Genomic DNA, 1,941 nt, shown 5'->3' on the forward strand with positions numbered 1-1,941 from the left:
GCGCGGCTGGCTGCCGCATAGCCACTTCGCGCCCGCCGCCTCATCTCGAAGACAATGTTGAGATTGAAGTCAACGAGAAGCCCAGCCCCGTGCCAGCAAACCGGGCTTCTTCAACAGCCTGCTAGCAGTTCAGCGAATCACCAGCGCCTTGACGATAGAGGTCAGGGTGGATTCGCGCTCCTTCTTCCCGTCGGGCCGGACAACCTCATTGCCCAGGAACATCCCTGCTTCTCGCGAGAAAGGAAGAGTGAGTCGGAGTTCACCTGCGTTGGTCACAAGGAGAAATGCCTTTCCATCGTCCGACAGGCTGATGCTTGGATCGGTTCGAGAGCTTCGGCGCCATGGGGCATGGGCGATGAAGACGCCGGGGGCCGACTGCTCGAACCTGACACCATGGCTTCCTATCTCACTCAGGGCCATCAGTTCCCTGAAGAGCTTCGCCGCTGCTTCACCGCGGGCTTCAATATTTGGACGTTATTCCTCGGAGAGTTCTTCGAGGAACGACAGCGCCTCCTTGCTCATGTCGGTTGGCACAGGACTCCAATGCCTGCGCTGACGTTGGCAGGCACGAGGACCGTACGACAGGGCCTGCACCGCTCGCCACAAGTGGCTGCGCCTGCCCCTACCGCCTCTTCCTCTCCCGGGCGATGAGGTCCGCCGCTACGGCGTCGGTGTCGCCGGGGCAGACGCGCCCGGGACGCACGTGACCTTCACGTCCTGCGGCGCGGGGACTTGCCGCACACGCCGACCAGTGCAGCGATTTCGCCGAGGGCGCCAACAACGAGGCCAAGAACCGACGTGCGATTTGCAGCCTGCAGGGCGCGCCTTGTGAACTCCCTGTCCCGACGCGCTTCTTCCTTGTCGCGGCGAGCCTCCTCGTTGTCGTGGTGACGCGCGATTCGCTCCTCAACCCGGTCCCGGCCGGCCCGCTCGGTCGCGAGGGACGCCTCAAGGGCGATGAGGTGCTCCTTCGTTTGGTTGATTTGGTTCCGATGCTCGGTCCGCAAATCCGGCTGGGATCGGTACGTCATGTCGATGACGTGCTCGCCGCAGCTGGCTTCCGCGTTGCGGATCTTCGTGTTCTGATTCGACCTTTGGCCTCCAGTCCCGCGATACGCTGCTCTGCTTCTGCAAGCCGCTGCTGGAGTACTTCCAGCGGCAGATGCACGCGAGGCGATGGCGGCGACGACGCGGGAGGGGTGAGCCTTCCCGGGCGGTCTCAAGCGGGGAACACACCGCTTGGGTGCTTGCCGTGGCACCCTGCTCGATGGGAAGCACCGGGGTGCGAGGCCGAGGGAAAGCAGCAAGGCTGATGGGGGAGGACAGACTGGAGATTCGGCGGCGTGTCATCGCTGGCGAGACCTTCGAGCAAGCGGCGGTGGTCATCGGCTGCTCGAAGAAGTCCATTCAGCGGCTACTGGTGAAGACGGGCGGAGTGGCGCCGCGCGCGCCTGCGCTCGCCATGTGCCTGTCGCTGCAGGAGCGAGAGGAAGTCTTGCGCGGCGTACATGCAGGCGAGTCGATGCGCGCCATCGCGCGTCGTTTGGGACGCGCAGCGTCCACCGTCTCGCGCGACGTGGCGACGGGCGGCAGGAGGAAATACCGGGCGTGGCGCGCCGAGGAAGGCGCTGCGCGCAGGGCGCGTCGTCCCAAGCACAGCAAGCTCGCCGCGAGCAGCCCGCTGGGGGACGAAGTGGAGCAGGGCCTGGCCCAGCGCTGGAGCCCTCAGCAGATTGCCGCCAGACTGCGCTCGGACTTTCCCGAACCGCCCCACATGCGCGTGTCTCACGAAACCATTTACCGCTCGCTCTTAGTACTACTTGATCAGATGCGTGACGGTCCTCGAGGAGGAGCGCGAGCGCCGAGTCTGCGGAGGCACAGCGGGCAATGGCCGAGGCGGCGCAGTAGCAGATGCTGAAGCCGCCGACGCACCTGGGGCAG

The 1,941-nt window shown here is 65.2% G+C and carries 3 protein-coding genes; 1 reads left to right on the forward strand and 2 read right to left on the reverse strand.

The features are described from left to right. Positions 1-129: 129 nt before the first annotated feature. Both D7W82_RS40335 and D7W82_RS39415 read right to left on the reverse strand, forming a co-directional pair. On the reverse strand, positions 130-420 hold the full coding sequence (locus D7W82_RS40335; RefSeq protein ID WP_147439781.1) for a hypothetical protein: 291 nt from the start codon (positions 418-420) through the stop codon (positions 130-132). A gap of 290 nt (positions 421-710) precedes the next feature. Then, positions 711-1,031 (reverse strand): hypothetical protein, encoded by a 321-nt coding sequence (locus tag D7W82_RS39415; protein ID WP_120623154.1) that lies wholly within the window; start codon positions 1,029-1,031, stop codon positions 711-713. A gap of 431 nt (positions 1,032-1,462) precedes the next feature. Here D7W82_RS39415 and D7W82_RS39420 point away from each other — a divergent pair, with 431 nt between their 5' ends. After that, on the forward strand, positions 1,463-1,918 hold the full coding sequence (locus D7W82_RS39420; protein WP_233588213.1) for a helix-turn-helix domain-containing protein: 456 nt from the start codon (positions 1,463-1,465) through the stop codon (positions 1,916-1,918). Positions 1,919-1,941: the final 23 nt, after the last annotated feature.

This window comes from Corallococcus sp. CA049B (genome assembly GCF_003611685.1).
GTDB classification, from domain to species: domain Bacteria; phylum Myxococcota; class Myxococcia; order Myxococcales; family Myxococcaceae; genus Corallococcus; species Corallococcus coralloides.